A 24393-nucleotide genomic window follows, 5' to 3' on the forward strand; every position below is an offset into this window, starting at 1 on the left:
AAGGCTGGGTGCGCGAGGTGTATTTGCGCGGGCATGGCGAGGCCCTGGCTCTCGCAAAGCCAGTTGGCGCCCCGCCCCGACGCCGCTGTGCTGGACTGGTTGTTCGATCAAGGTTCGCTGACGCGACGGTTGATCCGTTTGTCGAATGATCGCTTCAGCGTCACGCCGCTGTTCGAAGGCTGGCAAATGCTGCGCGCCGACGAATGCGCGGCGCTGGAACTTGCCGAGGGCAGTGAAGGCTGGGTGCGCGAGGTGTATTTGCGCGGGCATGGCGAGGCCTGGGTGTTCGCCCGCAGCGTCGCCTCGCGCAGCGCGCTGCAGGACGACGGCTTGCACATGGACGAACTGGGCAGCCGCTCGTTGGGCGAGTTGCTGTTTTGCGACCAGGCGTTTCAGCGTCAGGCCATCGAGGTTTGTCACTATCCTCAGGAATGGCTGCCGCTGGAGGCGCGGACACCCGAGTTGTGGGGCCGCCGCTCGCGTTTCGACCGGGGCGCGCTGAGCGTGCTGGTGGCCGAGATTTTCCTGCCGACCTTGTGGCTCGCCGCGCGCGCACATCCGGAGAATTGCTGATGTACACCCGCCTGCTCAAATCGCTGAATCGCTTCAATCCCCGGGCCTGGGATTTCATTCAGCTGACCCGAATGGACAAGCCGATCGGCATTTATCTGCTGCTGTGGCCAACGCTGTGGGCGCTGTGGATTGCCGGCAAGGGCTCGCCGTCGCTGGCCAACATTGTGATTTTTGTCCTCGGCGTGGTGTTGACCCGCGCCGGCGGCTGCGTGATCAATGACTGGGCCGACCGTAAAGTCGACGGCCATGTGAAACGCACCGAGCAACGGCCATTGGTCAGCGGCAAAATCAGCTCCAGGGAAGCGCTGGTGTTTTTTGCCGTGCTGATGGGCGTGAGTTTCCTGCTGGTGTTGTGCACCAATGCGACGACGATCTGGCTGTCGCTGGGCGGGCTGGCGCTGGCGTGCACTTACCCGTTCATGAAGCGTTACACCTACTACCCGCAAGTGGTGCTGGGCGCGGCGTTTTCGTGGGGCATGCCGATGGCGTTCACCGCCGAAACCGGCGACTTGCCGGCCGCCGCGTGGTTGCTGTACATCGCCAACCTGTTGTGGACGGTGGGCTACGACACGTACTACGCGATGACCGATCGCGACGATGATTTGCGCATCGGGGTGAAATCCACGGCGATTCTGTTTGGTGATGCTGACCGGGTCATCATTCTGACGTTGCAGGGTTTGGCGTTGGTGTGCCTGATGCTGGCCGGTTCGAAATTCGAGCTCGGTGGCTGGTTCCACCTCGGGTTACTGGCGGCGGCGGGATGTTTCGTCTGGGAATTCTGGTACACCCGCAGCAAGGAGCGGATGCGCTGCTTCAAGGCGTTTTTGCATAACCACTGGGCCGGGTTGGCGATTTTCGTCGGGATCGTGCTGGATTACGCGCTGCGCTGATTTCCGCGTGTATGTAGCAGCTGCCGGAGGCTGCGTTCGGCTGCGAAGCAGTCGTAAAATCTACCGGCGCGGTATTCCAGATAAACCGCATAAGCAGATTTACGACTGCTGCGCAGCCGAACGCAGGCTTCGCCAGCTGCTAGAGGTCGCTGCTTTCTGCTACTTGTGGACGACGTGCCAGACATCCTTCATGCCGTCACCCTTCATTTCTCCAGGTTTTTCGTCCTTCACAAACGTGTAGAGCGGCTTGCCGTCGTAGGCATATTGCATCATGCCGTCATCACGCTTGATGACCGTCCATTTGCCGTCATCCTTGGCACCCGCCGGCGCCATCAGCGGCGGCCAGTTCTTGGCGCAATCGGCGTTGCACATGGACTTGCCGTCGGCATCCTTGTCGAACGTATAAAGCGTCATCCCCTTATGGTCGACCATCATCCCGTCTTTCATCATCGCGGGGTCGGCAGCGAACGCCATCGACGGCAGAGCCAGGGCAGCGGCCAACATCAGGGCCTTGAGGGATTGCGTGAATTGAGTCATGGAAACCTTCTCTTGTGGTTGTCAGGATTCGGAATTAGAGCTTAGTCCAGGATCCCCACAATCGCCGTCGGACTAAAATACTGTCACACGACTGCAATAATTCCGTTATCTAATGCGGCGCAAGACAGTTAAATGACAAGAGGATTAAGGCATGGTTGGCAGGAGCATTCTGATCGTCGACGACGAAGCGCCCATTCGCGAAATGATCGCCGTTGCGTTGGAAATGGCCGGCTATGACTGCCTGGAGGCCGAGAACTCGCAGCAGGCCCACGCCATCATCGTCGACCGCAAGCCGGACCTGATTCTGCTCGACTGGATGCTGCCCGGCACGTCCGGCATCGAGTTGGCCCGACGCCTCAAGCGCGATGAGCTGACCGGTGATATCCCGATCATCATGCTCACGGCCAAGGGTGAAGAGGACAACAAGATTCAGGGCCTGGAAGTCGGCGCCGACGATTACATCACCAAGCCGTTTTCCCCGCGTGAGCTGGTTGCGCGCCTCAAAGCCGTGCTGCGCCGCGCTGGCCCGACCGATGGCGAAACCCCGATCGAAGTCGGCGGCTTGCTGCTAGACCCGATCAGCCATCGCGTGACCATCGACGGCAAACCTGCCGAAATGGGCCCGACCGAATACCGTCTGCTGCAATTTTTCATGACTCACCAGGAACGCGCCTACACCCGTGGCCAGTTGCTCGATCAAGTCTGGGGCGGCAATGTCTACGTAGAAGAGCGTACCGTTGACGTGCACATCCGGCGCCTGCGCAAAGCCCTCGGCGATGCCTATGAAAATCTGGTACAAACCGTGCGCGGCACCGGCTACCGTTTTTCTACCAAAGCCTGACCCGGACCTTCCCCGCCCGACAAGCTGACAAGGACGCGCGTTCACGTGAACCAAAACTGGCATGGCACCCTGATTCGCCACATGCTGCTGCTGGTCACCGCTTGCCTGGTGATCGGCCTGATTTCCGGCTATTACGGCTGGAGCCTGGCGGTCGGCATCGGCCTATACCTGGCCTGGACCCTCAAGCAATTGCTGCGTCTGCACGAATGGCTGCGCCTGCACAAACCCGATGAACCGCCGCCCGATGGCTATGGTTTGTGGGGCGAAGTGTTCGACAGCATCTATCACCTGCAACGCCGCGACCAACGCGTGCGCGGGCGTCTGCAAGCAGTGATCGACCGCGTTCAGGAATCCACCGCCGCGCTGAAAGACGCGGTGATCATGCTCGACAGCGACGGCAACCTCGAATGGTGGAACCGCGCCGCCGAAACCCTGCTCGGCCTCAAAACCCCGCAAGACAGTGGTCAACCGGTGACCAACCTGGTGCGCCATCCGCGCTTCAAGGAATATTTCGAGCAAGACACTTACGCCGAGCCGCTGGAAATCCCCTCGCCGATCAATGATCGCCTGCGCATTCAGCTGTACATCACCCGCTACGGCAACAACGAACACCTGATGCTGGTGCGCGACGTCACGCGCATCCATCAACTGGAACAGATGCGCAAAGACTTCATTGCCAACGTTTCCCACGAACTGCGCACGCCGCTGACGGTGATCTGCGGTTATCTGGAAACCCTGCTCGACAATGTCGAGGAAGTGAACCCGCGCTGGACCCGCGCCTTGCAGCAGATGCAGCAACAGGGCGGGCGCATGCAAACGCTGCTCAACGACTTGCTGCTGCTGGCGAAACTGGAAGCCACCGATTACCCGTCGGACAACCAGCCGGTGCCGATCGACGGCTTGCTGAAATCGATCAAAAGCGACGCGCAGCAACTGTCCGGGCAACGCAATCAGAAGATCACCCTGGAGGCCGACCCGACGATTCTGCTCAAGGGCAGCGAGGCCGAATTGCGCAGCGCGTTCTCCAATCTGGTGTTCAACGCGGTGAAATACACCCCGGCCGAAGGCAGTATCCGCATTCGCTGGTGGGGTGATGATCAAGGCGCGCACTTGAGCGTGCAGGATTCCGGGGTCGGCATCGACAGCAAACACCTGCCGCGCCTGACCGAACGTTTCTACCGCGTCGATTCCAGCCGCAACTCCGACACCGGCGGCACCGGGCTGGGCCTGGCGATCGTCAAACACGTGCTGTTGCGCCACCGTGCGCGCATGGAAATCAGCAGCGTGCCGGGCCATGGCAGCACGTTCACCTGCCATTTTGCCCCGGCGCAAGTGGCCAATTCGCGCACCCTCAGCGCCGCCGATTGATACCGGCCAGCACTCGCCACTAGGCAATCGCCAAGTCAGCCGCTACATTGGCGGACTTGTGCCTGCCCTTCAGGCACCGCATTTCCTCCTTTTTCGAATACACGGAATCCGCAAAACTCCATCATGGACCCATCCCCTGGCTTGACCCTCGCGACTCTCTTCGCCGATTTCGGCATGATTCTTTTTGCTCTGATCCTGGTTTTGCTCAACGGATTTTTCGTTGCGGCGGAATTTGCCATGGTCAAACTGCGCTCGACCCGCGTCGAGGCCATCGCTGAACAGAACGGCTGGCGCGGACACATTCTGCGCACCGTGCACAGTCAGCTCGATGCCTACCTCTCGGCGTGCCAGTTGGGTATCACCCTCGCCTCGCTGGGCCTGGGTTGGGTCGGTGAGCCGGCGTTTGCGCACATCCTCGAACCGCTGCTGGAAGCGCTCGGCGTGCAGTCGGCCGAAGTGATCAAAGGTGTGTCGTTCTTCGCCGCGTTCTTCGTCATTTCGTACCTGCACATCGTCGTCGGCGAGTTGGCACCGAAATCGTGGGCCATCCGCAAACCCGAGCTGCTGTCGCTGTGGACGGCGGTGCCGCTGTACCTGTTCTATTGGGCAATGTACCCGGCGATTTACCTGCTCAACGCCAGCGCCAACGCGATTCTGCGGATCGCCGGCCAGGGCGAACCCGGCCCGCACCACGAGCACCATTACAGCCGTGAAGAACTGAAACTGATTCTGCACTCCAGCCGTGGCCAGGACCCGAGCGACCAAGGCATGCGTGTTTTGGCCTCGGCGGTGGAAATGGGCGAGCTGGAAGTGGTCGATTGGGCCAACTCCCGCGAAGACCTGGTGACGCTGGAGTTCAACGCGCCGCTGAAGGAAATCCTCGCGCTGTTCCGTCGCCATAAATTCAGCCGTTACCCGGTGTACGACAGTGAACGCCAGGAGTTCGTCGGCCTGCTGCACATCAAGGATCTGCTGCTGGAACTGGCGGCGCTGGATCACATTCCGGAGTCGTTCAACCTCGCCGAGCTGACCCGTCCGCTGGAACGCATTTCGCGGCACATGCCGCTGTCGCAACTGCTGGAACAATTCCGCAAGGGCGGCTCGCACTTCGCCGTGGTTGAAGAGGCCGACGGCAACATCATCGGCTACCTGACCATGGAAGACGTGCTGGAAGTGCTGGTCGGCGATATCCAGGACGAACACCGCAAGGCTGAACGCGGGATCCTCGCGTATCAGCCGGGCAAGTTGCTGGTTCGTGGCGATACGCCGCTGTTCAAGGTTGAGCGTTTGCTGGGTATCGACCTGGACCACATCGAGGCCGAAACCCTCGCCGGGCTGGTCTACGAAACCCTGAAACGGGTGCCGGAAGAAGAGGAAGTGCTGGAAGTCGAAGGCTTGCGGATCATCATCAAAAAGATGAAAGGGCCGAAGATCATTTTGGCCAAGGTGTTGATGCTCGATTGATAGTCGGCTGGGCGCTTTTGTGGCGAGGGGGCTTGCCCCCGTTGGGCTGCGAAGCGGCCCCTAAATCCCGCAACCGCATAGTCCCTGACACACCGCATTCAGAGGATTTGGGACGGCTTCGCCGTCCAACGGGGGCAAGCCCCCTCGCCACAAATGATCTTCACCTGCCTCACTGCTTGCCCAACGCAAAGTTGGGCAACGCGCCCACCGGTTGATTGAACTGGTACGGAATCGACACCAGCCCCAGCCCGGTATTGCGCTGCACCACAAAGTGCAGGTGCGGGCCGCTGCTGTTGCCGGTATTGCCGGACAACGCCAACGCGCTGCCGACCATCACCCGCTGCCCTTCGCGCACGCTCACCGAACCTTTCTGCAAATGCAGGTACACGCCCATGGTCCCGTCGTCGTGCAGCACTCGCACGAAATTGCCTGACGGATCATTGCCGCGCCCGGTCTGACGGTTCTCGGTCTTCACCACCATCCCCGCGCGCGCCGCGATGATCGGCGTGCCTTCGGGCATGGCGATGTCCATGGCATAACGGTTCTTCGCCCCGAAGTGGCTGTATTGGCCGTTGGCGCCCTGGCTCAAACGAAACGGTCCTCCACGCCACGGGAACGGGTAACGATAGCCCTGAGCGGCGCCTGACGGGTCGCCCATCGAATATTGGAAGTTCGGGGTATACACCAGCGGTCTACCGCGAGAAATCGCCGTGAGCAGCGCCAGACGCGATTTGCTGCGCGCCGGCAACACGCGGCGAATCGGTTTGCCCGGCGCGCCTTTGACGTTGCTCAACCCGACGAAACTCAGCTCGATTTCCACCGGCGCATACAGGTCGTTGCGTACGAACACGGCGTCGGCGCCTTTCTGCTTTTTGATGTCGAGGTACACCTGGCGCTCAAGGTGCTCGACCATGCGATCGCGAAAAACGAACACCTGCGAGCCTTTGGTGGGGCGGTCGCTGTAGGAGACCACGCCATTGGCGTCTTTGGACTTGTAGATGGTCATCGCCCCCGCCGTGGCGGAAGCGAGCAACAGACCACAGAGAAACAACAGGCGCGCGAGCATGGGCAGGATTCTGTCGAGTAAGGCCTGGTGAGGAGCCTAGCAGGTGCAATGGACCTGGGTGGTCGGCAGATGTTTCAAGATGGGCGCGTCAGCGCGAGGGGTATTGAATTTGATCGACCCTTCGCGGGCAAGCCTCGCTCCTACAGGGTTTTGGGTTGGCCACACATTTTGTGAGCAACACCAATCAACTGTGGGAGCGAGCCCGCTGGCGATGGCGGACTGTCAGGCAACGAAGATCACGCGCCGGGGATGAAGTGCTTCTGCGCCGTACCACGGGCGATCAGGCGCGAGATGTAGTCGAGCTTCTGCGCGTCCTGATCGACGAAGCGGAAGGTCAGCTGCAACCATTCGCTGTCAGGCTTCGGTTCGTGGGCGACGATGGCGTGCAAGTAACCATTGAGGCGCGCGGTTTCTGCGTTATCGCCCTGCTCCAGGTCGAGCACCGCGCTTTCCAGCACTTGCGGCAAGGTGTCGCTGCGTTTCACCACCAGCAAGGCTTCCTTGAGGCTCAAGGCCTTGATCACGCACGGCTGGTTGCCGCTCGACAGACGCAATTGGCCCTGGCCGCGACCGGCAGGTGCCGCCGTCGCCGCAGGGGCCTTGGGCGGTGCGTTGTTGAGCAAACCACGCGATGCTGCAGCCGCCGGGGCCGGGGCTGGCGCGGCAGCCACCGGTTTGGCAAATGGATTGACTGGCGCGGCGCCGAGCACTTCAGTCTTGCCACCGGTCAATGCGCTGAGCGAATCGTTGCCGAACGCCGAGTTCATCTTGGTCGGCGCACTGTTCATCAATTTGTCGAGTTTGCCGACCTTGTTCAGCGCCTGTTTGACCTTGGTCAGCAGTTGTTCGTTGGTGAACGGTTTGCTGACGTAACCGGAAACGCCGGCCTGAATCGCCTGGACCACGTTCTCTTTGTCGCCACGGCTGGTCACCATCACGAACGGCATGCTTTTGAGGTTGTCTTGCTCGCGGCACCAGGTCAGCAGTTCGAGGCCGGACATTTCCGGCATTTCCCAGTCGCACAGCACCAGGTCGAACGCTTCGCGCGCCAGAATCGCCTGAGCCTTTTTGCCGTTGACGGCATCTTCGATGCGAATGCCCGGGAAGTAATTACGCAGGCACTTCTTCACCAGGTCACGAATGAACGACGCATCGTCCACGACCAACACACTGACCTTACTCATCCACAACCCCTTTAAAAAATCCCGGCAAGCATACCGCTTTGCTGGTGGCACATCGCCACAAACCTTCAGTCACGCCGGGACTTTTCGTTCGCGGGTGCTGCTTTCGAATTCGGTCCCACAAGCAAAAACGCCCGGCCGAATGGCCAGGCGTTTTAGTCAGGGCAATCCTACTTATCGTCAGCTTTGCCCGGAACATTAGCGGTTTCGCCACTTGTGCCTTCAACTTCTTCTTTCATGCGCTTGAGGCCAAGGTGACGCACGTCGGTGCCGCGCACCAGGTAAATCACCAGTTCGGAGATATTGCGCGCGTGGTCGCCAATACGTTCCAGCGAACGCAGCACCCAAATGATGCTCAAGACCCGCGAGATAGAGCGCGGGTCTTCCATCATGTAGGTCGCCAACTCGCGCAGCGCGGTCTTGTATTCGCGGTCGATGATCTTGTCGTACTGCGCCACCGACAACGCCAGGTCGGCGTCGAAACGGGCAAACGCGTCCAGCGCATCGCGGACCATGTTGCGCACCTGGTCGCCGATGTGGCGCACCTCGACGTAACCGCGCGGCGCCTCGCCCTCTTCGCACAACTGGATGGCGCGGCGGGCAATCTTGGTCGCTTCGTCGCCGATGCGTTCGAGGTCGATCACCGATTTGGAGATGCTGATGATCAACCGCAAGTCCGACGCTGCCGGCTGACGACGCGCGAGAATGCGCAGGCATTCTTCGTCGATATTGCGTTCCATCTGATTGATCTCGTCGTCGATCTCACGCACTTGCTGGGCCAGACCGGAGTCAGCCTCGATCAGTGCGGTGACGGCGTCGTTGACCTGCTTTTCCACCAGCCCGCCCATGGCCAGGAGGTGGCTGCGCACTTCCTCAAGCTCGGCGTTGAACTGTGCAGAGATGTGATGGGTTAAACCTTCTTTACTAATCATCTGTTTCGCTCCGCGAAAGTTGCAAGCTTCAAGCTGCAAGCTTCAAGCAGTTATGTATAAGTCCTGATATCGCACCGCTTCTCTCTTGCCGCTTGAAGCTTACGGCTTGCAGCTCTACGGCTAGCCGTAGCGCCCGGTGATGTAGTCTTCGGTCTGTTTCTTCGCCGGATTGGTGAACAGCGTATCGGTGTCGCCGAATTCCACCAATTTGCCCATGTACATGAACGCCGTGTAGTCGGAAACCCGCGCGGCTTGTTGCATGTTGTGGGTCACGATAACGATGGTGAACTTGGATTTCAGTTCGTAGATCAGCTCTTCGACTTTCAGCGTCGAAATCGGGTCGAGGGCCGAGCACGGTTCGTCGAGCAGCAGCACTTCCGGCTCCACGGCGATGGTGCGCGCGATCACCAGACGTTGCTGCTGACCACCGGACAAACCGAGTGCCGATTCATGCAGACGATCTTTGACTTCGTCCCACAATGCCGCGCCTTTCAAAGCCCACTCAACGGCTTCGTCGAGCACGCGTTTTTTGTTGATGCCCTGAATGCGCAAGCCATACACGACGTTTTCGTAGATGGTTTTCGGAAACGGGTTGGGCTTCTGGAACACCATGCCGACGCGACGACGCAACTCGGCGACGTCTTCGCCCTTGCGATAGATGTTGTGGCCGTAGAGGTTGATCGCGCCTTCGACACGGCAGCCGTCGACCAGATCGTTCATGCGGTTGAAAGTGCGCAGCAGCGTGGATTTGCCGCAACCCGACGGGCCGATGAACGCGGTCACGCGCTGTTTCGGGATGTTCATGCTGACGTCGAACAGCGCTTGTTTGTCGCCGTAGTACAGGCTCAGGCCCGGGACTTCGATGGCAACGGTTTCCTGCGCCAGGCTCAGGCTCTGCTTGTCGCGGCCCAGGGCGGACATGTTGATGCCGTGGGTATGTGTTTCGTGCTGCATGGGAGGCTCCCTGTGCTGACAAATTCGGTTCGGTTGCCCACTGGCCTCACAAAAATGGACCAGCAGTATTGCCGTTCTGTAGGAGCCAGGCTTGCCGGCGAAGGCGTCCTTGAAATCGCCTTCGCCGGCAAGCCTGGCTCCTACAGGGAGTGGCGTAATTAACTATCCAGCGCTTTGTATTTCTCGCGCAGGTGGTTGCGGATGTACACCGCCGACAAGTTCAGCGTGGCGATCACCAGCACCAGCAGCAGCGCCGTGGCGTACACCAGCGGTCGCGCCGCTTCGACGTTCGGGCTCTGGAAGCCGACGTCATAGATGTGGAAGCCCAGGTGCATGATCTTCTGATCCAAATGCAGGTATGGATAGTTGCCATCCAGTGGCAGCGACGGCGCCAGTTTGACCACGCCCACCAGCATCAGCGGCGCCACTTCACCAGCGGCACGCGCCACCGCGAGGATCATCCCGGTCATCATCGCCGGGCTGGCCATCGGCAGGACAATCTTCCACAGCGTTTCAGCCTTGGTCGCGCCGAGGGCCAACGAGCCCTCGCGCACGGTGCGAGGAATCCGCGCCAGGCCTTCTTCCGTCGCCACAATCACCACCGGCACCGCCAGCAGCGCCAGGGTCAGCGAGGCCCAGAGCAGGCCCGGCGTACCGAAAGTCGGCGCCGGCAAGGCTTCGGGGAAGAACAAACGGTCAACCGAACCACCCAGCACGTACACAAAGAAGCCGAGGCCGAACACGCCGTAAACAATCGCCGGAACGCCGGCCAGGTTGTTCACGGCGATGCGGATCAGCCGCGTCATGGTGTTCTGTTTTGCATATTCACGCAGGTAAACCGCTGCCAGCACACCGAACGGCGTCACGATCATCGCCATGATCAGCGTCATCATCACGGTGCCGAAGATGGCCGGGAAAATCCCGCCTTCAGTGTTGGCTTCGCGCGGGTCATCGCTGAGGAATTCCCAGACCTTGCTGAAGTAGAAACCGATCTTGGTCAACGTGCCCATCGCGTTCGGCTGGTAGGCGTGAACCACCTTGCCGATGTCGATGACGACTTCTTTGCCGTTGGCATCGCGAGCGGTCAGGCTGTCGCGGTTGAACTGAGCGTGCAGGTCCGCCAGGCGCGCTTCGATGTCCTGATAACGCGCGTTCAGTTCAGCGCGTTCGCCGTCCATATCGGCTTGCGCAGCGGCGTCGAGTTTGCCTGCCAGTTCCAGTTTGCGGCCGTGCAGACGAATGCGTTCGAGGCCGGCGTTGATCGCGCCAATGTCGGATTTCTCCAGGGTCTTGAGCTGCGCCGCAAGCTGGTTGACGCGATCGACGCGCGCCTGCAACTCAGGCCAGGCCGCCTCGCCTTCAGCGATGACCTTGCCGTCCTGTTTGACGTTGACCAGGTAACCGTAGAAGTTGCCCCACTCGCGACGCTCGATGGCCATCAGCTCCGGCGGCGTCTTCTGGTCCGTCAGCCACTCGCCGACGATCCAGGTGAAATCGTTGCCGTTCAAGTCACGGTTGCCGACCTTGATCAGCTCGCGGGTCATGAACTCCGGGCCGACGTCCGGCACCGGCAGGCCAGCGCTTTTCAGGCGCTCGCGCGGCACTTCTTCCTTTTGCACCACTTCGCCGACCACCAGGTGATTGGCCTGGCCGGGCACGTCGTAACTGGCGTGAATCAAGTCCGCCGGCCAGAAGTGACCGAGGCCGCGCACGGCAATCACCGCCAGCAGACCAATGGTCATGATGACCGCGATGGACACCGCGCCACCGCTGATCCAGACACCGGGGGCGCCGCTCTTGAACCATCCTTTCAGGGAGTTCTGTTTCACAGACTTCTACCTTTGCTTAAAGCGACGAGTATTTCTTGCGCAGACGCTGACGAATCAGTTCCGCGAGGGTGTTCATGACGAAGGTGAACAACAGCAGCACCAGCGCCGAGAGGAACAACACGCGGTAGTGGCTGCCGCCGACTTCCGACTCCGGCATTTCCACCGCGACGTTGGCGGCCAGGGTGCGCAGGCCTTCGAACAGGTTCATTTCCATGACCGGGGTGTTGCCGGTGGCCATCAGCACGATCATGGTTTCCCCGACCGCGCGGCCCATGCCGATCATCAGCGCCGAGAAAATCCCCGGGCTGGCGGTCAGGATCACCACGCGCGTCATGGTCTGCCAAGGCGTGGCGCCGAGTGCCAGCGAACCCAGGGTCAAGCCACGCGGCACGCTGAACACGGCATCTTCGGCGATGGAGTAAATGTTCGGGATCACCGCGAAACCCATGGCCAGTCCGACGACCAGAGCGTTGCGCTGGTCGTAGGTGATGCCCAGATCGTGGGAGATCCACATGCGCATGTCGCCGCCGAAGAACCAGGTTTCCATGTACGGGCTCATGTACAGCGAGAGCCAGCCCACAAACAGAATCACCGGGATCAGGATTGCGCTTTCCCAGCCGTCCGGCACTTTCAGGCGAATCGACTCAGGCAAACGGCTGAAGATGAAACCGGCGACCAGAATGCCGATCGGCAACAGCATCAGCAGGCTGAAGATGCCCGGCAAATGCCCTTCCACATACGGCGCAAGGAACAGGCCGGCGAAGAAACCGAGGATCACCGTCGGCATCGCTTCCATCAACTCGATCACCGGTTTGACCTTGCGGCGCAGGCTCGGAGCCATGAAGTAGGCAGTGTAGATGGCGGCGGCGACAGCCAATGGCGCGGCCAGCAGCATCGCGTAGAACGCAGCTTTGAGCGTGCCGAACGTCAGCGGCGCAAGGCTCATCTTCGGTTCGAAATCAGTGTTGGCGGCGGTCGACTGCCAGACGTATTTAGGCTCGTCGTAGTTCTCGTACCAGACCTTGCTCCAAAGCGCGCTCCAGGATACTTCCGGGTGGGAATTGTCCAGCAGCAGCGGCTGCAGCTTGCCACCCGCCTCGACGATGATGCGGTTGGCGCGCGGCGACATGCCGAAAATGCCTTGGCCGTCGACCACTTGATCGACCAGCAAGGTGCGGTGCGCGGTGCTGTGGAACACGCCGAGCTTGCCCGAGGCATCAAGGGCGACGAAGCCTTTGCGGCGTTCTTCGGCAGTGATTTCAACGATCGGCGTGGTGCCCATCTGGAACGTGCGAATCTGCTTCAGGCGTTGTTCGCCATCCGGGTCGCGGGCCATGAACCATTGGGCCAGACCGCCGTTGGAATCGCCCAGGATCAGCGAAATGCCGCCGACCAACTGGGTCGATGCGGTGATTTGCGCTTCGCCGTTTTCGAGCAGTTTGTAGCGACCGTTGAGGCTCTTGTCGCGCAGGCTGAAGACGTCGGCCTGAGCGCGCCCGTTGATCACGTACAGCCATTGCTGACGCGGGTCGACGAAGATGTTTTTCACCGGCTCGGTCATCTGCGGCAGATCAATGCGTTTCTGCTCGTTGGTGACTTCGCCGGTCATCATGTTTTCTTCGCTGGTCAGCGACAACACGTTGAGCTGCGAACCGGTCGAGCCGACCAGCAACAGCGTGGCGTCGGTGGCATTCAGGCTGACGTGCTCCAGCGCCCCGCCCGCCTCGTTCAGCGCCAACGGGGCTTCGCCGTACGGGTATTCGATGGCCGGCGAGATGGTCTTCTTGCCGTCCGGGTAGCTGACTTTGTAGGTGTGACGGAACACCAGCGCCTGACCGTTGGACAGACCGACCGCCACCAGCGGCTGACCCGGCTGGTCTTCGCCAATGGACGTCACGGTGGTGCCGGCCGGAATCGGCAGGTCGACGCGCTTGAGTTCGGCGCCGCTGTCGATATCAAAGAACAGCGCCTGGCCCTTGTCGGAAATCCGCATGGCAACCTGGTTCTGTTCTTCGAGGGAGATCATCAGCGGCTTGCCGGCGTCTTGCATCCAGGCCGGGGTGATGGCGTCCTTGGCGGTCAGATCGGCACCCTGGAACAGCGGCGCGACGACGTAGCCGAGGAAGAAGAAGATCAGCGTGATCGCGCCAAGCACAGCGAGACCGCCGACGAGGACGTACCAGCGGGTCAGGCGATCCTTGAGCGCGCGGATGCGGCGCTTGCGTTGCAGCTCAGGCGTATTGAAGTCAATGCGCTTGGGAGGATTAGTAGTCATGGTGGAATTGGCCAGATCATTCATGCGCACACCCTAGCGATCCTGTATGACAGAAAGATGACAATGCAGTGACGCAACAAATCCGCCGCCAGCGGGGACTGGCAGAGGATCGAAAATTGGGGGGCCGGCGTTCACCGGCATTTGTAGGAGCGAAGCTTGCTCGCGAAGGCGTCGGCACATTCAACATCACTGTTGGCTGACCCACCGCTTTCGCGAGCAAGCTTCGCTCCTACAGGTCCGGGTTTACCCCGGACCTACGGTGTTACTTCTTTGCGACTTCAGCGCTGCCTTCTTGCAGACCCAGGTCAGCCAGTGCTTTTGCAGCAACCTTGGCTGGCAGCGGGATGTAGCCGTCTTTCACCACAACTTCCTGGCCCTGTTTGGACAGCACCAGTTTCACGAACTCGGCTTCCAGCGGGGCCAGAGGCTTGTTCGGGGCTTTGTTGACGTAGACGTAGAGGAAACGCGACAGCGGGTATTTGCCGTTCAGGGCGTTTTCTTCGGTGTCTTCGATGAACTCGGTGGTGCCTTTCTTGGCCAGTGCCACGGTCTTCACGCTAGCGGTTTTGTAACCGATGCCCGAGTAACCGATGCCGTTCAGCGAGGAGCTGATCGACTGCACGACCGAAGCCGAACCTGGTTGTTCGTTGACGTTCGGCTTGAAGTCGCCTTTGCACAGGGCTTCTTCCTTGAAGTAGCCGTAGGTGCCCGATACCGAGTTACGACCGAACAGCTGAACCGGCTTGTTCGCCAGGTCGCCGGTCACACCCAAGTCGCCCCAGGTTTTAATGTCGGCTTTGCCACCGCACAGACGAGTCGAGGCGAAGACCGCGTCCACTTGTTCCATGGTCATGTGCTGGATCGGGTTGTCCTTGTGCACGAACACCGCCAAGGCGTCCACGGCAACCGGGATGGCGGTTGGCTTGTAGCCGTACTTGGTTTCAAAGGCTTGCAGCTCGTTGTCCTTCATCTTGCGGCTCATCGGGCCCAGGTTGGCGGTGCCTTCAGTCAACGCAGGTGGCGCGGTGGAGGAACCGGCGGCCTGAATCTGGATGTTTACGTTCGGGTATTCTTTTTTGTAGTTCTCGGCCCATAAGGTCATGAGGTTGGCCAGGGTATCGGAGCCGACACTGGACAGGTTGCCCGACACACCAGTGGTCTTGGTGTAGCTCGGGATAGCAGGGTCAACAGCGGCGAACGCGTTGGCAGTCGCAACGCCAGCAGCGACAAAAGTCATTGCCGCCATCAAACGCTTCAGTTTCATGCCTTACTCCTAGCAGATAGGGTGTGTTAAGTCGGGGCCAAGTATCAGCAGGCCGTGTGAACACTCTATGGCTGAAATATGACAATTGGATGAAAGGCCAGCATTCGGTGTTTCGAAGTAATACCGCGTAATCGTTCTTCGCGGGCAAGCCTCGCTCCTACAGGTCGCAGTGATCCGTAGGAGCGAGGCTTGCCCGCGAAGGCGTCAGTCCTGTCGATAGAAGAAACCGGCTCAGCGCCCCTTCTTCCACAAATAAGCCCCAACCAGAATCCCCACCCCGCAAATGATTGCGACGTAGTAAGCAGGCCCCATCGGGCTTTGCTTGAGCAGCAAGGTGACGATCATTGGCGTCAAGCCGCCGAAGATCGCGTAGGCGAGGTTGTAGGAAAACGACAATCCGCTGAAGCGCACCACGGCCGGGAAGGCTTTGACCATGACGTAAGGCACGGCGCCAATGGTGCCGACCAGCAAGCCGGTCAGGGCGTACATCGGGAACAGCCAGTCCGGGTGGTTGAACAGGCTGTGGTAGAAGGTCCACGAACTGATCAGCAACGCGGCGCTGCCGAACACGAAGACGCGGCCGGCGCCGAAACGGTCGGCCAGTGCGCCGGACGCTACGCAGCCGAGGCTGAGGAACACGATAGCCAGGCTGTTGGCCTGCAGCGCGGTGGTAGGCGCGAAGTGGTAGACGGTTTGCAGCACGGTCGGGGTCATGAGAATGACGACGATGATCCCGGCCGACAGCAGCCAGGTCATCAGCATGGAAATCAGGATCGCCCCGCGATGATCACGCAGCACCGCGCGCAGCGGCACTTCTTCGGCCAGGGCCTTGCGCAGTTGCAGCTCGGCGAATACTGGAGTCTCGTGCAGCCAGCGGCGCAGGTAGACGGAGAACAAACCGAACACGCCGCCGAGCAGGAACGGGATCCGCCAGGCGTAATCCGCGACTTCGATAGGCGTGTAAATGCTGTTGATTGCCGTGGCGACCAGCGAACCCAGGAGAATGCCGGCGGTCAGGCCACAGGTCAGGGTGCCGCAGGCGTAGCCGATGTGTCGCTGCGGCACGTGTTCGGAAACGAATACCCAGGCGCCCGGCACTTCACCGCCAATCGCCGCGCCCTGAATCACCCGCATCAGCAGCAACAGAATCGGCGCCCACATGCCGATCTGCGCATACGTCGGCAGCAAACCCATGATCAGCGTCGGCACGGCCATCATGAAAATGCTCAAGGTGAACATCTTCTTGCGCCCCAGCAGGTCGCCGAAATGCGCCATGACAATGCCGCCCAGCGGCCGCGCTAGGTAGCCGGCGGCGAAGATGCCGAAGGTCTGCATCAGGCGCAGCCACTCGGGCATGTCGGCCGGGAAGAACAGCTTGCCGACCACGGTGGCGAAGAATACGAAGATGATGAAATCGTAGAATTCCAGCGCGCCGCCGAGTGCAGACAGCGACAAAGTCTTGTAGTCATTGCGGGACAAGGGACGTGCGGATTGCGTCGGCTGCGCGATGCTCGAGGGCGCTGTGGTCATGGCAAGGGCTTCTCTTATAGTCGGATCTGCAACCCCAACAACGCTGGCGGAGGCTTGGGCAGGTCCGGCACGATAGCAAATTGTTCGAAAAAGCACATAGAGGCGCGTAATTGACGGTCGAAATGAGAACCCGACGGTCGTCTCGGAGTCTACCGATCGATATACTCGCAAGCCTGTAACAGTTTGAAAGGGTTGCTGTGCGAAAACGCCTCCGGGAGTTCACAGGCGATTTCGCAGAGTTTCCCTTTAGGCGCCTTACGAAAAACGTGACGAACGTAGTATGTTCGGGGCTGAATCGTTTTTTCTGAGACGGCTATCACCTTGAAGTATTAATGAAGAGTCACGGGTCAGAGGCACCCCCGGCATGATAGAGCTCGAACAAGAAGATCCAATCCCGCAAGGCGACCTTGCCCTGCAAATCACCGCACTCCCGCGCGAAACCAACGGCTTTGGCGATATTTTCGGCGGCTGGCTGGTGGCGCAGATGGATTTGGCCGGTACCGCAATGGCCAGCAAAGTTGCCGGTGGCCGCGTCGCGACTGTGGCGATCGACCGGATGGCATTCCTGGTGCCGGTGGCGGTAGGCGCGCAGCTTTCCTTTTATACCCAGGCGCTGGAAATCGGCCGCAGCTCGATCCAGATGATGGTCGAAGTCTGGAGCGACGATCCGCTGTCCAGCGAATGGCGCAAAGTGACAGAAGCGGTATTTGTGTTTGTTGCCATCGATGGCAGTGGTCGTACACGTTCGGTGCCGTCGCGCGCTCGTTAAACCTGCAGGTTAAACAAGGCGCTGCTTTTGCGGTCCATTGCAGTCATTGATCCTGATTGAGAGTTGCCCCATGAGCACGCCCAACGTTGAAGCCGTGAAACTCGATGAACTGAACTGCTGGCGCATCCGCCACGGTCAGGCCGAATTGCTGGTGGCCCAGCAAGGCGCGCACATCCTCAGTTATCAATTGGCCGGCCAACCGCCGCTGATCTGGCTCAACGACGAGGCCGTGTTCAAGACCGGCAAAAGCATCCGCGCCGGGGTGCCGGTGTGCTGGCCGTGGTTTGGTGTCTTCGCGCGCAATCCGCAAAGCGTGCAGGCGATGCGCGTCGGCAATGATGCGGCGAATGCCCACGGTCTGGTCCGGGCGATGGACTGGCAATTGGGCGGCATCGAAGCCGAGGGCGAGAGCCTGAACGTCGAGTTCATCCTGCCCTGCCCCGAAGGCGGGTTCGCCGAATGGCCGCATCAGGTGGATTTGAAGTTGAGCATTCGTCTGGATGAACAACTGCACATCAGCCTCACCAGCCATAACCGCGGCACTCAAACCGTGTCGATCAGCCAGGCCCTGCACAGCTATTTCGCGGTCAGCGATGTGCGCAACGTGCACGTCGAAGGGCTGGACGGTTTGCGCTACATCGACACGACCAGGGACTGGGCCACCGCCACTCAGAGCGGTGATCTGGCGTTTGTCGGCGAGACGGACCGGATCTATCTGGACGTTCCGCAGCAGTTGAGCATTGTCGACCCGACCTGGGAACGGCGCGTCGAGCTGACCAGCAGCGGTTCACGCACAGCGGTGATCTGGAACCCGTGGATCGATCGCGCGGCGGCGTTCAGCGACATGGCCGACGATGGCTGGCAGCGCATGCTGTGCATCGAGACCGCGAATGTGATGGATGACGTGGTGGATCTGGCGGCGGGTGCCAGTCATACGCTGGGCGTAAGCATCGCTAGCAAACCGCTTTAAAAGCTTAGCGGGCAAGCCTCGCTCCTACAGGGATTGTTGCCGCCACAATTTTCGTGGTCGGACCTCGCCCCTGTAGGAGCGAGGCTTGCCCGCGAATCGATCTCCAGCCGCTACAAATCCGCCTCTTCCACCACCCGCACTTTCGCCGCATCCAGCGCATACGCCGCATCAGCCAGGTCATTGCTGACCTTCTCGACCTTCAATTTGCCCGTCACCCACAGCGGTGTGTAGATGTCGTCCAGCTTCAAGCCTTGCGGATAACGCACCAGCACCAATTGGTTGGGCGGCGGTGGCGGCACGTGGATGCAGGCGCCGGGGTACGGCACGAGGAAAAACAGCGTGCTGCGGCCCTTGGCGTCGGACTCCAGCGGCACCGGATAACCGCCGATGCGAATATCCTTGTCGTTCATCGACGCCACGGTTTTGCTCGAATACATCACGGCCGGCAGGCCTTTGCTTTGCTTCAGGCCACCCTTGGCCGTAAAGGTGCCGTCGCTTTCGGGCGAGTCGTGGTCGATTTCGGGCATGGCTTCGAGGGCTTTCTGGTCCGACTTGGGCATCAGCTCCAGCCAGTCGGTTTCCGGCAATTCGCCGGCGTGGGCGAGGCCCGAGCCCAGTAAAAGGAAAGTCAGCAGGAGACGGCGCATGAAGGTGCTCGGCAAAGGAAGGGACGGTGTAACGCCGGGCATTCTAGCCCTCTCGGCCTGCGCAGCAGAGAGGGCTTGGTCGGCAGATCAGTTCTTTTTGATCAAACCGTAGATCACCAGCAGCACGACCGCACCGACCAGCGCACCGATGAAGCCCGCGCCTTGACCGGCCTGGTAGATGCCCAGTGCCTGGCCGCCATAAGTGGCCGCCAACGAACCGCCGATACCGAGCAAGATGGTCATGATCCAACCCATGCTGTCATCACCCGGTTTCAGGAAGCGCGCCAGCAGGCCGACGATCAAGCCGATAAAGATGGTTCCAATAATTCCCATGGCACTTTTCCTCTGAATGATTTGAATATGCCAAGCCTAGTCAGACTTTGGCATCCTGCAATCAGAGAACCATTGGCAATTAAGGTTCCGCAGCGCCGAAATGAAACTATTCGGCAATCAGCGCTTCAACCTTGAGAATCTGCGCGGCCAGGGTTTCGCGATCAGCGCAACGCAAGTTGGCGTGACCGACCTTGCGCCCGACCTTGAATGCTTTGCCGTAGTGATGCAGATGGCAATCGTCGATGGCCAGGACCTTCTCGGTGTCCGGCACTTTGCCGATGAAGTTGAGCATCGCGCTCTCACCGACCTTGGCCGTCGAACCCAGCGGCAAACCGGCAACGGCGCGCAGATGGTTTTCAAACTGGCTGCATTCGGCGCCTTCAGTGGTCCAGTGCCCGGAGTTGTGCACGCGCGGGGCGATTTCGTTGGCCTTGAGGCCACCGTCGACTTCAAAGAACTCGAACGCCATCACGCCGACGTAATTCAACTGCTTGAGCACACGGCTGGAATAGTCTTGCGCCAGCGCCTGCAACGGGTGATCGGTGCTGGCCACGGACAGCTTGAGGATGCCGCTGTCGTGGGTGTTGTGTACCAGCGGATAGAAGCGCGTTTCGCCATCGCGGGCCCGCACGGCGATCAGCGACACTTCGCCGGTGAACGGCACGAAGCCTTCCAGCAGACAGGCAACACTGCCCAACTCGGCGAACGTGTCGACCACATCTTCAGGCGTGCGCAGGACTTTCTGGCCCTTGCCGTCGTAACCGAGTGTGCGGGTTTTCAGCACGGCGGGCAGACCGATGGACGCTACCGCGGCGTCCAGATCCGCTTGCGATTGAATGTCGGCGAACGCCGGGGTGGGAATCCCCAGGTCCTTGAACATGCTCTTCTCGAACCAGCGATCACGGGCGATGCGCAGCGCTTCGGCGCTTGGGTAGACCGGCACGAACTGCGACAGAAACGCCACGGTTTCGGCCGGGACGCTTTCGAACTCGAAGGTCACCAGATCGACTTCATCGGCCAGTTGGCGCAAGTGATCCTGATCGCCGTAATCGGCCCGCAGGTGCTCGCCCAAAGCAGCGGCGCATGCATCCGGCGCCGGGTCGAGGAAAGCGAAGTTCATGCCGAGCGGAGTGCCCGCCAGCGCCAACATGCGGCCCAATTGGCCGCCACCGATTACACCGATCTTCATCGTCAACAACCTCAGGCGATGCGTGGGTCTGGATTGTCCAGGACGCTGTCTGTCTGTTCAGCACGGAAAGTTTTCAGCACCGCGTGGAACTGCGGGTGCTTGCCGCCGAGGATGCTCGCCGAGAGCAGCGCGGCGTTGATCGCGCCAGCCTTGCCGATGGCCAGGGTGGCAACCGGAATGCCCGCCGGCATTTGCACGATCGAGAGCAGCGAATCGACGCCCGACAGCATCGACGACTGCACCGGAACGCCGAGCACCGGCAGGTGGGTCTTGGCCGCACACATGCCCGGCAAGTGCGCCGCGCCACCGGCACCGGCGATGATCACCTCGATGCCTCGCGCCTCAGCTTCTTCGGCGTACTGGAACAGCAAGTCCGGGGTGCGGTGGGCGGAGACCACTTTCACCTCGTAAGGAATGCCGAGCTTTTCCAGCATGTCGGCGGTGTGGCTAAGGGTGGACCAATCGGACTTGGAGCCCATGATCACGCCAACCAGTGCGCTCATCGTCGTGCCTCTTCTCTCTGGGCGCCCGGGGGCGCGTCAAAAAACAACAAGCCACGCAAAAATGCGTGGCTCGATTGTACGAAAAATGGCCAGTCAAGCCGGCCGAAGGCCGCGCAGTATACCTCAATGAAGCAGATAAACAGCCCCCTGCGCGACCATCTGTCATAACCCCAAAAGTCGCGGTTTTATTGACTTGAGAGTCAGTCAAATACCCCGCAATCCACCTGTGGGAGCGAGCTTGCTCGCGATAGCGTCCGGTCAGTCAACCTTGATCCTGAATGCAAGACCGTCATCGCGAGCAAGCTCGCTCCCACAGGGGTTAGTCGGTTTACTCAGGAACCTTGCGCGGCACCGCCCTCGAGTTTGCGCCAGAGCAATCGCACGTTGGCCTTGCGCACCAGCGCGCAGCGGTACAGGCGAATCTCCAGCGGCACGTGCCATTGCGGGCCGCCGCACACCACCAGCTCACCGCGCGCCAGCTCGGCGCGCACGCTCAGTTGCGGCACCCAGGCAATGCCCAAGCCTTCGAGCGCCATGCTTTTCAGGCTGTCGGCCATCGCGGTCTCATAGATAGTGGTAAAGCGCAGCGCGCGTTGGCGCAGCAGCAAATTCACCGAGCGCCCCAGAAACGCCCCGGCGCTGTAGGCCAGCAGCGGCACACTGGCGTCGCCCTCCAGATCGAACAACGGTTTGCCGTCAGCATCCGCCGCGCACACCGGCAACATCTCGGTTTGCCCCAAGTGCAGCGATGGGAAAATCTCCGGGTCCATTTGCATCGCCGCGTCCGGGTCGTAGAACGCCAGCATCAAATCGCAACCGCCCTCGCGCAACGCGTGCACCGCATCGCCAACGTTGGTCGCTACCAGCCGCGTGGCAATGTTCAAACCTTCATTACGCAACTGCGCGATCCAGCGCGGGAAGAAGCCCAATGCCAACGAGTGAGCCGCCGCCACTTGCATCACTTCGCCCTGCCCGCCCTCAAGGTGATGCAGATGGCGCAGCACTTCGCCCAACTGTTCCACCACCGTGCGCGCCGTCACCAGAAACAACTGCCCCGCCGCCGTCAGTTCGATCGGCGTGCGCGAGCGGTTGACCAGTTGCAGGCCCAGCGCGGCTTCCAGACTGCGGATCCGCCGGCTGAACGCAGGCTGGGTGACAAAGCGCCGCTCAGCCGCCTGGGAGAAACTGCGGGTGGCGGCCAGGGCGCTAAAGTCCTCCAGCCATTTGCTTTCCAGATTCATCAGGTCCTCCCGGACACGCACCAAATTAGCTCACACGTTTGCCGCGTACACGGCGTCACATCGGCATTATGCCGAATGTGCATAGGCCAGCGCTTAACAGCATTGGCCCAAAATTGTTCACAAGCCTAGCATTTGCAGCGTTCCGGCACAGACCGGGTCCATATTGAGATGATTTCTATCATGTCCTCCGCTGCATCATTCCGCACAGAAAAAGACCTGCTTGGCGTACTCGAAGTACCCGCTCAAGCGTATTACGGCATCCAGACCCTGCGAGCGGTGAACAACTTCCGTCTCTCCGGCGTTCCGATTTCGCATTACCCGAAGCTGGTTGTCGGCCTGGCCATGGTCAAACAGGCCGCCGCTGACGCCAACCGCGAGCTGGGTCATCTGAGCGAAGCCAAGCACGCTGCCATCAGCGAAGCCTGTGCACGATTGATCCGCGGCGACTTCCACGAAGAGTTCGTGGTCGACATGATTCAGGGCGGCGCTGGCACGTCGACCAACATGAATGCCAACGAAGTCATCGCCAACATCGCGCTGGAGGCCATGGGCCACCAGAAGGGCGAATACCAATACCTGCACCCGAACAACGACGTGAACATGGCGCAGTCGACCAACGACGCTTACCCGACGGCGATTCGCCTGGGTCTGCTGTTGGGCCACGACGCGCTGCTGGCCAGCCTCGACAGCCTGATTCAGGCATTCGCGGCCAAAGGTCAGGAATTCGCTCACGTCCTGAAAATGGGCCGCACGCAACTGCAAGACGCCGTGCCGATGACCCTCGGCCAGGAATTCCGTGCATTCGCCACCACACTGGGCGAAGACCTGGCCCGTCTGAAGACGCTGGCCCCGGAACTGCTGACCGAAGTCAACCTGGGCGGCACCGCGATTGGCACCGGCATCAACGCCGACCCGCGTTACCAGCACCTCGCCGTCGAGCGTCTGGCGCTGATCAGCGGTCAACCGCTGGTACCGGCCGCTGACTTGATCGAAGCGACTTCCGACATGGGCGCCTTCGTGCTGTTCTCCGGCATGCTCAAGCGCACCGCGGTCAAGCTGTCGAAAATCTGCAACGACCTGCGCCTGCTGTCCAGCGGCCCACGGACCGGGATCAACGAAATCAACTTGCCGGCGCGTCAGCCAGGCAGTTCGATCATGCCCGGCAAGGTCAACCCGGTGATCCCGGAAGCGGTCAACCAGGTAGCGTTCCAGATCATCGGCAACGACCTGGCCCTGACCATCGCGGCCGAAGGCGGCCAACTGCAACTGAACGTGATGGAGCCGCTGATCGCGTTCAAGATCTTCGACTCGATCCGCCTGCTGCAACGCGCCATGGACATGCTGCGCGAGCACTGCATCGTCGGCATCACCGCCAACGAAGAGCGCTGCCGCGAACTGGTCGAACACTCGATCGGTCTGGTCACCGCGCTGAACCCGTACATCGGCTACGAGAACGCCACCCGCATCGCCCGCATCGCCCTTGAAAGCGGCCGCGGCGTGCTGGAACTGGTGCGCGAAGAAGGCTTGCTCGACGACGAAATGCTCGCCGACATCCTGCGCCCGGAAAACATGATTGCTCCGCGTCTGGTGCCTCTCAAGGCTTGACCAAACGCCGGTTCTTGCTCTTGTAACCAAGGGCACGAGAGCCACGCTCACCAGGTCGAGGGACTAGACACCTCTCACCTTTTGAGGGCTTGGGGATTTATTCCCCAAGCCCTTTTTTTAACTGTTTACAGGCCCGACCGTACAACTCGTGCCTGACTCGACTTCTGTGGGAGCAAGGCTTGCCCGCGATGGCGCCCTCAACATCGCCATCGCGGGCAAGCCGTGCTCCCACATGAGAAAGGGCTTCGTTTCGTCGCTTGCACCGCTACCGTGCAGACGGACGGCACTCGGATAGGTATAGTGCCGCCCCTCTTCGCGTGAGCGGTCGTCGGTAACGAGGCCCAAACCCATGCGAAACCCGAACTAATAACAAACTCCGCGATATGGAACCCGGGACGACACATTCGCCTCACCTGTTTTGCCCTGCGCAAA

General features: G+C 60.5%; 22 protein-coding genes. 8 read left to right on the plus strand and 14 right to left on the minus strand.

Annotated elements, in window-relative coordinates:
• The first annotated feature begins 33 nt into the window (after positions 1–33).
• Positions 34–573 (plus strand): chorismate lyase, encoded by a 540-nt coding sequence (locus BI292_RS12935; RefSeq protein WP_101208112.1) that lies wholly within the window; start codon positions 34–36, stop codon positions 571–573.
• On the plus strand, positions 573–1463 hold the full coding sequence (ubiA, locus tag BI292_RS12940) for a 4-hydroxybenzoate octaprenyltransferase (protein ID WP_101208113.1): 891 nt from the start codon (positions 573–575) through the stop codon (positions 1461–1463). Before BI292_RS12935 ends, ubiA begins: the two co-directional genes overlap by 1 nt.
• Before the next feature lie 159 nt (positions 1464–1622).
• Here the strand turns inward: ubiA and BI292_RS12945 are convergent, their stop codons facing one another.
• Entirely contained in the window at positions 1623–2000 is a 378-nt protein-coding gene (locus tag BI292_RS12945) for a hypothetical protein (protein ID WP_092275992.1), read from the minus strand.
• A gap of 151 nt (positions 2001–2151) precedes the next feature.
• Between BI292_RS12945 and phoB the strand changes: the two genes are divergently transcribed.
• From phoB to BI292_RS12960, 3 genes are all read left to right on the plus strand, one after another.
• Entirely contained in the window at positions 2152–2841 is a 690-nt protein-coding gene (gene phoB, locus BI292_RS12950; RefSeq protein ID WP_008150066.1) for a phosphate regulon transcriptional regulator PhoB, read from the plus strand.
• A 45-nt stretch (positions 2842–2886) separates the two neighbouring features.
• Positions 2887–4209, plus strand: a complete 1323-nt coding sequence (phoR, locus tag BI292_RS12955; RefSeq protein ID WP_101208114.1) for a phosphate regulon sensor histidine kinase PhoR — start codon at positions 2887–2889, stop codon at positions 4207–4209.
• A 123-nt stretch (positions 4210–4332) separates the two neighbouring features.
• Positions 4333–5673, plus strand: coding sequence for a hemolysin family protein (locus BI292_RS12960; protein ID WP_092275986.1), 1341 nt, complete (start codon positions 4333–4335; stop codon positions 5671–5673).
• A gap of 169 nt (positions 5674–5842) precedes the next feature.
• On the opposite strand, the gene BI292_RS12965 is transcribed toward BI292_RS12960, so the two are convergent.
• From BI292_RS12965 to BI292_RS13000, 8 genes are all read right to left on the minus strand, one after another.
• Positions 5843–6739, minus strand: a complete 897-nt coding sequence (locus BI292_RS12965) for a peptidoglycan DD-metalloendopeptidase family protein (protein ID WP_101208115.1) — start codon at positions 6737–6739, stop codon at positions 5843–5845.
• Positions 6740–6975: 236 nt separating this feature from the next.
• The gene (locus tag BI292_RS12970) at positions 6976–7923 is read right to left on the minus strand and encodes a response regulator (protein ID WP_092275979.1); all 948 of its coding nucleotides are present in this window, start codon (positions 7921–7923) and stop codon (positions 6976–6978) included.
• 167 nt (positions 7924–8090) lie between these two features.
• Positions 8091–8852, minus strand: coding sequence for a phosphate signaling complex protein PhoU (gene phoU, locus BI292_RS12975; RefSeq protein WP_092275976.1), 762 nt, complete (start codon positions 8850–8852; stop codon positions 8091–8093).
• Between the two features lie 120 nt (positions 8853–8972).
• Positions 8973–9806, minus strand: a complete 834-nt coding sequence (pstB, locus tag BI292_RS12980) for a phosphate ABC transporter ATP-binding protein PstB (protein WP_092275973.1) — start codon at positions 9804–9806, stop codon at positions 8973–8975.
• A 158-nt stretch (positions 9807–9964) separates the two neighbouring features.
• On the minus strand, positions 9965–11635 hold the full coding sequence (gene pstA, locus BI292_RS12985) for a phosphate ABC transporter permease PstA (RefSeq protein ID WP_101208116.1): 1671 nt from the start codon (positions 11633–11635) through the stop codon (positions 9965–9967).
• A 16-nt stretch (positions 11636–11651) separates the two neighbouring features.
• A complete protein-coding gene (locus tag BI292_RS12990; RefSeq protein WP_092275967.1) occupies positions 11652–13934 on the minus strand; it encodes an ABC transporter permease subunit in 2283 nt (760 codons plus the stop codon).
• Between the two features lie 238 nt (positions 13935–14172).
• Positions 14173–15174 (minus strand): phosphate ABC transporter substrate-binding protein PstS, encoded by a 1002-nt coding sequence (locus tag BI292_RS12995; RefSeq protein ID WP_092275964.1) that lies wholly within the window; start codon positions 15172–15174, stop codon positions 14173–14175.
• A 231-nt stretch (positions 15175–15405) separates the two neighbouring features.
• Positions 15406–16704, minus strand: coding sequence for an MFS transporter (locus tag BI292_RS13000; protein ID WP_101208117.1), 1299 nt, complete (start codon positions 16702–16704; stop codon positions 15406–15408).
• A gap of 364 nt (positions 16705–17068) precedes the next feature.
• Here BI292_RS13000 and BI292_RS13005 point away from each other — a divergent pair, with 364 nt between their 5' ends.
• Positions 17069–17473, plus strand: a complete 405-nt coding sequence (locus BI292_RS13005; RefSeq protein ID WP_003176975.1) for an acyl-CoA thioesterase — start codon at positions 17069–17071, stop codon at positions 17471–17473.
• Positions 17474–17543: 70 nt separating this feature from the next.
• Positions 17544–18443 carry a D-hexose-6-phosphate mutarotase gene (locus BI292_RS13010; RefSeq protein WP_101208118.1) on the plus strand — a complete coding sequence of 300 codons (900 nt, stop codon included), beginning with the start codon at positions 17544–17546 and terminating at the stop codon, positions 18441–18443.
• Positions 18444–18553: 110 nt separating this feature from the next.
• On the opposite strand, the gene BI292_RS13015 is transcribed toward BI292_RS13010, so the two are convergent.
• The 5 genes from BI292_RS13015 to BI292_RS13040 all read right to left on the minus strand — a co-directional run bounded on the left by BI292_RS13015 (position 18554) and on the right by BI292_RS13040 (position 22356).
• Positions 18554–19090, minus strand: coding sequence for a DUF3299 domain-containing protein (locus BI292_RS13015; protein ID WP_101208119.1), 537 nt, complete (start codon positions 19088–19090; stop codon positions 18554–18556).
• A gap of 87 nt (positions 19091–19177) precedes the next feature.
• Entirely contained in the window at positions 19178–19423 is a 246-nt protein-coding gene (locus BI292_RS13020) for a GlsB/YeaQ/YmgE family stress response membrane protein (protein ID WP_008030708.1), read from the minus strand.
• 106 nt (positions 19424–19529) lie between these two features.
• The gene (locus tag BI292_RS13025) at positions 19530–20612 is read right to left on the minus strand and encodes a 5-(carboxyamino)imidazole ribonucleotide synthase (protein ID WP_101208120.1); all 1083 of its coding nucleotides are present in this window, start codon (positions 20610–20612) and stop codon (positions 19530–19532) included.
• A gap of 11 nt (positions 20613–20623) precedes the next feature.
• Complete coding sequence (gene purE, locus BI292_RS13030; RefSeq protein WP_101208121.1) at positions 20624–21115, minus strand: 5-(carboxyamino)imidazole ribonucleotide mutase; 492 nt, start codon at positions 21113–21115, stop codon at positions 20624–20626.
• Positions 21116–21447: 332 nt separating this feature from the next.
• Positions 21448–22356 (minus strand): LysR substrate-binding domain-containing protein, encoded by a 909-nt coding sequence (locus BI292_RS13040; RefSeq protein ID WP_092275949.1) that lies wholly within the window; start codon positions 22354–22356, stop codon positions 21448–21450.
• 180 nt (positions 22357–22536) lie between these two features.
• Here BI292_RS13040 and aspA point away from each other — a divergent pair, with 180 nt between their 5' ends.
• Positions 22537–23961 (plus strand): aspartate ammonia-lyase, encoded by a 1425-nt coding sequence (gene aspA, locus BI292_RS13045; protein ID WP_008150027.1) that lies wholly within the window; start codon positions 22537–22539, stop codon positions 23959–23961.
• Positions 23962–24393: the final 432 nt, after the last annotated feature.

The organism is Pseudomonas sp. 43NM1 (assembly GCF_002836905.1).
In the GTDB taxonomy this organism is placed as follows: Bacteria; Pseudomonadota; Gammaproteobacteria; order Pseudomonadales; family Pseudomonadaceae; genus Aquipseudomonas; species Aquipseudomonas prosekii.